The organism is Streptomyces sp. NPDC004561 (assembly GCF_053602155.1).
Genome location: NZ_JBSGDB010000464.1, coordinates 1 through 6,863, shown reverse-complemented (window position 1 = coordinate 6,863; position 6,863 = coordinate 1). Strand labels below are relative to the sequence as shown.

Sequence of the window (6,863 nt, the reverse complement as noted above, 5' to 3'; positions counted from 1 at the left end):
GAGCTGGTCGCACGGCTCCTGGCCCGGCTTCCAGGCATCCACCGCTTCGGAGGAGGTGGAGCCCGCCGACCGCGCTGGAACAGGCCAGCCCGGCCACGAGGAGCAGGATCACGGTGAGGATGGCCAGCGCCTTCGCCACGAAGATCCGCCGGGTGGAGCGTACGACCACGAGCAGATGGCGCCAGGTGCCGAGCCGGTCCTCGGAGGCGAACACATCGCCCGCGACCACCGAGGTCAGCAACGGCAGCGCCCACGTGCCCGCGAAACCGAGCATCACCAGCGGTCCGGCCCACCCCGTGGCGTGCATCCAGCGGCCGAACAGAGTGTCGGAGGGGAGCGTGCTCTGCTGACTCACCCCGGCGACGAAGAGCGCCGGCGCGATCCAGCAGGCGAGGACCAGCAGCCGGATCCGCCACTGCGAGACCAGCTTGACCAGTTCGAAGCGGTAGCCGCGCGTAACGGAGACGCGCTGGGCGCCGGCGACGTCGGCCTCGACGAGTGTCGCGGTCACCGGCCGGCCTCCTGCTGCTCGGTGAGGGCGAGGAACGCGGTCTCCAACGGCGACACCACGGGCGCGAGTTCACGTACCGCGACGCCGGACCGCACCAGCCTCACCACCAGTTCGTCGAGAGCCGGCACCAGTGCGCGTACGACGAGCAGGTCGGCGTCACGCCTCGCCGCGGTGTTGTCGACGACCCGGACGCCGGCCGTGTCGGCGGCCAGCCCGCGCGCGGCCCGCGGGTCGGAGGTGAGCAACCGGTAGTCGAGTTCACGGTTCTCGGCGGCCAGCTTGCTCAGCGGGCCGGTGAAGACGATCCGCCCGGTGGCGAGGATGGTGACCTCGGAGCACAGCGCCTCGAGGTCGTCCATGCGGTGGCTGGACACCACGACGGCGGTGCCGTCCGCCGCGAGCCGGGTGAGGACACGGTGCACCTGTCTCTTGCCCGCCGGGTCGAGGCCGTTGGCGGGTTCGTCGAGCACGAGCAGCCGGGGTCTGGTGAGCAGGGCGGCGGCGAGCCCCAGCCGCTGACGCATGCCGAGGGAGAAGCCGCGCACCCGGTCGTCGGAGACATCGGTGAGCCCGACCTCCCGGAGCACCTCGTCGATCCCGGCCGTCCGCGCGTCCCGGCCACGGAGGGCGGCCAGCGCGGCCAGGTTCTGCCTGGCGGTGAGCGAGGGGTAGAGGCCGGGCCCGTCCACGAAGCCGGAGACGCCGTCGGGAGCGGCGAGCGCCCGCCCGACCGGCGTGCCCAGGATCTCGAGCGTGCCGCCGTCGGCGACGGCCAGGCCCAGCAGGAGCCCGAGCAACGTCGTCTTCCCGGCGCCGTTCGGCCCGACCAGACCATGGATCTGACCCTGCGTCACGTCCAGGTCGATGCCGTCGAGAGCGACGACGTCGCCGAAGCACTTCGTGATCCCGCGCGCCCGGACAGCGAGGACTGTCTCCATGAACCCCCTCCTTCGAACCGTCATGGACCGTAGGCGGGCGACCAAGAACCTGCACAGTGAAACGAGTTGAACGTTCCGGGAACGGGCAGCGACCAACATCGAAAGCGCTTCCGCCCGCTTCGTCCGTGATGTCCAGGCCGACACGCCGCCTGAGCAGGGGGGAAATCGGCCATCGGCTCGACCGGAGATGTCCGGAGGGCCGACGCGGGCGGGTAAGTCAAGCCTTACCTTCACGCAAATCGGGCCTCATAGTGGAGGGTCGAACCGGGAGGAGGCTGTCTGTTGTCGCCGGTCAACGAGGACACCGTGGATCAGATCGCGCTGGAGCAGGCCCATGTGTCCGCCATGTACGAGCTGCTGGACGAACGGCTCGCCGATGCGCGGGCGCAGCTGACGGACGTGCTGCGGACACCCGCCGGCAGCGCGGGCGAGGTGTACGCGCGCGACGTCGCCGCCGAGCACCTGTCACGGCAGCTACGACGGCTCGACGGGGCCGAGGAGGGGCTGGCGTTCGGCCGTATCGACGGCGCGGACGGCACGGCTCTGCACGTCGGCCGTCTCGGCCTGCACGTGGAGGACCGCGAGCTGCCGCTGCTGGTCGACTGGCGTGCGGAAGCGGCACGGCCCTTCTACGCGGCGACGGCCGTCCATCCCCTGGGCCTGCGCCGGCGCCGGCACCTGCGCGTCGAAGACCGCGTGGTGCGCGCCGTGAGCGACGAACTGCTGGACGGCTCCGCCCCCGCTGCCGGCGACGTGGTCGGCGACGGCCCCTTGATGCAGGCCCTGGAGGGACGGCGCACCGGGCGGATGCGCGCGGCGGTGGCGACGCTCCAGGCGGAGCAGGACGCGATCGTCCGTTCCCCGCATCGTGGGGTGACGGTGGTCCAGGGCGGCCCCGGCACCGGCAAGACCGTCGTCGCGCTGCACCGGGCGGCGTATGTGCTGTACGCGTTCCCACGTGCCGCCGAGCGCGGCGTCCTGGTGCTCGGGCCGAACACGCGGTTCCTGGACTACGTCTCCCAGGTGCTGCCCTCGCTCGGGGAGAACGACGTGCTCCTGGCGACGTGCGCCGAGCTGGCCGGAGTCGCGTCCGCCGCCGTGGCGACCTCCGGCGCGGCGCGGGTCAAGGGGAGCGCCGTGGTGGCCGAGGCGCTCGCGGCCCTGGTGCGCTCCCGGCAGGCGCCGGACGGGGACTTCACCGTGCGCGTCGGGCAGGACTGGACCCGCCTGGAGAGCGCGGATGTCGCGGAGGCACGGAATACGGCCCTCGCGAGCGGTCTGCCGCACAACCGCGCGCGGGAGGTGTTCAAGGAGTGGCTGATCGACGCGGTCACGGACGCGGTGGAACGTGGCACCGCCGAGACCCTTGAGCACATCGACGCCGAGGTCGCACGGGCCACGGGCCTGAACCTCGACGCCGTGGCCGCGGCCGGCCTCCGGTCCCTCGGACTGGACGGCACGGCGGCGGGCGACCCGGGCCAGGAGTTCGATGCGCAGGCCCTCCGGTCGGACCTCGCCGACGACGCCCATGTGGACCGCGCCGTGGACGCGCTCTGGCCACGGCTGACCCCCGAGTCCGTCGTACGGTCCCTCCTGGCCGACGCCCGCACGCTGCGCGCCCGGCTGCCCTCGCTGAGCAGCGAGGAACGTGCTCTGCTGCTGCGTGCTCACGACTCCCCGTGGACCGACGCCGACATACCGCTGCTGGACGAGGCGGCCGCTCTCGTGGACGGGCCACCGGAACGGACGTTCGGGCACGTCGTCGTCGACGAGGCCCAGGAGCTCACCGCCATGCAGTGGCGCATGGTCCTGCGCCGGTGCCCGGCCCGGTCGATGACGCTGGTGGGCGACTTCGCCCAGGCCGGTCCCGCGACCACGGCCCGCGACTGGCCCGAGGCCCTGGGCCCGCACTTCGGCACCCGGTTCACCCTGCATACGCTGACCGTCAGCTATCGCACCACCGAGGAGATCCTGGCGACCACCCACGACCTCCTCACGAGGATCGCCCCCGGCCGGACGCCGACCCGGTCGATCCGCCACGGCGACGAGCCCCGCACCCTGGGCGCATCCCCCGGGACGCTCGTCGCCGCCGTCACCGAGGAGGCCCGCACCCAGGCCGAGGCGCACCCGGGCGAACTCCTCGCCGTCATCTGCGCGGACACCAGGGTGAGTGACATGGCGTCCGCCGGGATCACCCGGTGGGCACGCCTGGTGCCGGCCTCGGAGGCCCGTGGCCTGGAGTTCGACGGCGTGATCGTCGCCGGCCCGACAGAGATCACCACGGCCCGCGCCGGCGGGGAGCGGGACCTGTACGTCGCCCTTACGCGGGCCACCAAGAGGCTGTGCACGATCGACACTTGACGCTTGTGACGTGGGGGGCTGTGGTCGGAGCCGCTCTCGTGTTCGATTTCGGTGAACGGCTGCCACGGCGTGCGCGGTGCGGCAGCGGTTGCGGGTAACTGTCGGTACCGGTGCGAGCGCGGCGAGCCCTCAGGTGAAGGGGGCGGGACGGCGCGGCCTCGATGGTCGGCTCCATCCGGGTCGCGTCCCGCACCGCGGCCAAGCCTGGAAGTCCGGCATATGCCGATATGCTGTGGTTCATGATCTGGACTGGGTGGATGCGGATTTCTCGCGCTCTCCGCCGACGGTGGAGTTTCGCCCTGCTCTCGCCGGTGATCTTGACCGTGGTCGTCACGTGCCTGGCGTTCTCCACTCCGAGAAGGATCGCATTCAGTCGCCTCTTGACCGCCGCACCTGCCCTCGCCGCCTCTATCTGGCCCGTGCTGCCCACCGTTTTGCTGGGCGCGGTTTGTGTCGTGATCATGATCGGGTTGAGCCTTGTCTACCCCGATCTGGGCACCTGGTTCTCCGTGGGTGCCATCGCCGCTGTCACGGTGGCTGCCGCGTACGCGTGCCGTGTCCGGATCCAGCGGGAACAGGCCTTCATCCAGCTACGCCTCGTCGCCGACGCGGCGCAGACAGTGCTCCTGCGCCCTCTGCCGCACCGGCTCCGTTGCATCGAGGTCGAGTCGATGTACGTTGCGGCCGCCGCGCAGGCCCGCATCGGAGGGGACTTCTACGAAGCCGTCACCACGCCGTACGGAGTGCGACTGATCATCGGCGATGTGCGGGGCAAGGGTCTGCCCGCAGTGGGCGCCGCCGCGACAGTGGTCAACTGCTTCCGGGAAGCCGCCTACGACGAGCCGAGCCTGGAGGGCGTCATCCGCCGCCTGGACGTCAGCAGCACCCGGCACAGCTGCACGTTTCCCTCCGGAGACGTGTTGGAGCAGTTCATCACCGTGGTGCTCGCCGAGTTCTCACACGGTGGCGGCCAGATCAAGCTCCTCAACTGCGGGCATCCGCCCCCACTGCTCATGCATCGCGGCAAGCTCCAGGTGCTGGAGCCCACGGCGACCTCGCCGCTTCTCAACCTCGCGACGCTCCTCGGCTCCGACTACACCATCGACACGATCACCTGCTCCCCCGGCGATCAGCTGCTTTTCTACACGGACGGCGTCATCGAGAGCCGCAACGGCAGCGGGGAATTCTTTCCCCTGCAGGAGTGGATGCGGCAGCAGACCCCTACTGGGCCCAGGTCACTGCTCGACACGCTTCATCGAGATCTCCTCCGCCACTCCGGCGGTGGGCTCGACGATGACATCGCGGCCCTCGCGGTCCGCGTCAGCGACAGGTCGACGGCAGGTGCGGACTGAACGGCCGACACCCCGGCAACGCCCGAGCAGCCCGACGCACCCACCGATCGGCCCGACCGGCTCCTCGCCACATTCGGCGGTCGTCTCGTCCTGCGGGCGCACAGTGAGTGACCGGCCGGCACACGGCGTGGGCCGGTCAGTCGGCTTCCCGGTAGTTCATGAACCAGTGGGTGTCGAAATAGCGGGCCATCGTGTACGGGTGGTGCGGGTCGACGAGGATGCGGCAGACGAACTCCGCGGTCCGGCGCTCGAAGACGAGGTCCTTGCCGTCGAAGGACCGGACCACGACGGGCCACCGGTCGGGGTCGTCGCCGTCGGACCTCCAGCAGTACAGGTCCTCGTGCTCAGTGCCCGCCCAGATGAGCAGGCCGTCCTGTCCGAGATGCGTCCCCGGCTCCTGGTTCAGGTCCAGATATCCGTCGAAGGAGCCTTCACCGAACGTCTCGACCATGCGCTTGTAGTCGCTCGGCAGCGCGGTGCCCAGGCCCGACTCCACCTCCGCCCAGTCCACGTCCGGGCGCCGGGCAGGCTGTGTCCAGCCGGTGATCCGTATCAGCCGGTCCACCCAGTCGACGTCCTCGCCCGCAGCGACCGCCAAGGGTTCCGGCACGTCCCGGTGAGCGACCGCCAGCACCGGCCGCGTGACCCCCTCGGCGTCCCGCGCCGTGCCCGTGCCGATCCACTGATCCCCGTACGCCCACGCCCGTACCGTCACGGCCCGGTCCTCGAAGGGAACGAGGAGACCCGCACCCCCGGAGTCGTCGACCGTCGGATCGGTGAAGCCGTCGAGGACCAGGGTGCGCGGGGCGCCGTACCTGCCGCTGAGCAGGTCGGTCAGGTCCTGTGGGGCGAGGTCGCCGGGCAGGTACATGTAGCCGTTCCGTGAGCCGAGTTGGGCCAGCAGGTCATTGACAGTCGCTTGCGTGAGCTCCATGACGGACAGTGAAGCAAATGGCACTGACAATAAATGGGTTGGGCCGACCGACGCCCGCTGGTACCGTCTGGGCAGCCGTGAGAGAACGCGAGGAGGTGAGACCCATGAACGCTGTATCCATGTGGGTGCTCCCCCTTTTTCGTCACGGTGGCGATTGACGTAGGTGTCGCCGGGAGCGCCTGAGACAAGGCACTCCTGAGAGGCAACACCTATGAATTCTGTACATTCCCCTTCGGGTACGAGCGACCAGGCGGTCGTGGTCACGCGGGTCTCGGACACGCAGTGGCATGGCGTGGAGGACGACCAGACGATCGGCCGGGGCGACGCTTCGCGCCGACCCGACGGGCGGCTCTTCGTCAGCGTCGACGCGTGGCACGGCGCGGCCTTCGACCGCATCGCCGATGCGATGCTGGCGGACCTGCCGACACCGCTGTACACCGTCGTCGACGAGGCCGACCACGACTCGAGGTCCGCCTGGGAGCGGGTCGGCTTCGCCGTCGCGCGCCGCGAGTGGGGCTATCGCGTGCCCACCGATCCGCAGGTCACCGGGCTCGGCTCGGTGCGGCCCCCGGCGGGCGTGACGATCGTGCCCGCTGGTGAGGCGGAGGAGGGCCCGCTGCGGGCCCTGGACCGCATCATCCGCGACGAGGTCGAGGCCGCCGTCGGATGGCAGTGATCGCGGGCTTCAGCTCGTGGACGGTCCGCACGCTGTCGGCGCTGAAGCTCTGCACGACCAGCCGCCCCAGGTGCTTGCGGTCCAGCCAGCT

General features: G+C 70.8%; 5 protein-coding genes and 2 pseudogenes. 3 read left to right on the top strand and 4 right to left on the bottom strand.

Annotated elements, in window-relative coordinates:
• Both ACWEN3_RS37860 and ACWEN3_RS37855 read right to left on the bottom strand, forming a co-directional pair.
• Nucleotides 1–511: ABC transporter permease (locus ACWEN3_RS37860; RefSeq protein ID WP_452980690.1), on the bottom strand; the 511-nt coding region annotated here is incomplete at its 3' end.
• The gene (locus tag ACWEN3_RS37855) at nt 508–1,449 is read right to left on the bottom strand and encodes an ABC transporter ATP-binding protein (protein WP_452980687.1); all 942 of its coding nucleotides are present in this window, start codon (nt 1,447–1,449) and stop codon (nt 508–510) included. The genes ACWEN3_RS37855 and ACWEN3_RS37860, both read right to left, overlap by 4 nt.
• A gap of 345 nt (nt 1,450–1,794) precedes the next feature.
• Between ACWEN3_RS37855 and ACWEN3_RS37850 the strand changes: the two genes are divergently transcribed.
• Nucleotides 1,795–3,810 carry a HelD family protein gene (locus tag ACWEN3_RS37850; protein WP_452980696.1) on the top strand — a complete coding sequence of 672 codons (2,016 nt, stop codon included), beginning with the start codon at nt 1,795–1,797 and terminating at the stop codon, nt 3,808–3,810.
• 311 nt (nt 3,811–4,121) lie between these two features.
• Entirely contained in the window at nt 4,122–5,162 is a 1,041-nt protein-coding gene (locus tag ACWEN3_RS37845; protein ID WP_452980693.1) for a PP2C family protein-serine/threonine phosphatase, read from the top strand.
• Nucleotides 5,163–5,298: 136 nt separating this feature from the next.
• On the opposite strand, the gene ACWEN3_RS37840 is transcribed toward ACWEN3_RS37845, so the two are convergent.
• Nucleotides 5,299–6,096, bottom strand: coding sequence for a hypothetical protein (locus ACWEN3_RS37840; protein ID WP_452980684.1), 798 nt, complete (start codon nt 6,094–6,096; stop codon nt 5,299–5,301).
• A gap of 211 nt (nt 6,097–6,307) precedes the next feature.
• Here ACWEN3_RS37840 and ACWEN3_RS37835 point away from each other — a divergent pair.
• A pseudogene (locus tag ACWEN3_RS37835) lies at nt 6,308–6,769 on the top strand (GNAT family N-acetyltransferase); the annotation flags it as partial.
• A gap of 1 nt (nt 6,770) precedes the next feature.
• Here ACWEN3_RS37835 and ACWEN3_RS37830 read toward each other — a convergent pair.
• Nucleotides 6,771–6,863: pseudogene (locus ACWEN3_RS37830) on the bottom strand (glycerophosphodiester phosphodiesterase); the annotation flags it as partial.

Bases quoted from the DNA above. Each gene is read 5' to 3' on its own strand.
- ACWEN3_RS37855 (WP_452980687.1), bottom strand. From the start codon at position 1,449: ATGGAGACAGTCCTCGCTGTCCGGGCGCGCGGGATCACGAAGTGCTTC.
- ACWEN3_RS37850 (WP_452980696.1), top strand. From the start codon at position 1,795: ATGTACGAGCTGCTGGACGAACGGCTCGCCGATGCGCGGGCGCAGCTG.
- ACWEN3_RS37840 (WP_452980684.1), bottom strand. From the start codon at position 6,096: ATGGAGCTCACGCAAGCGACTGTCAATGACCTGCTGGCCCAACTCGGC.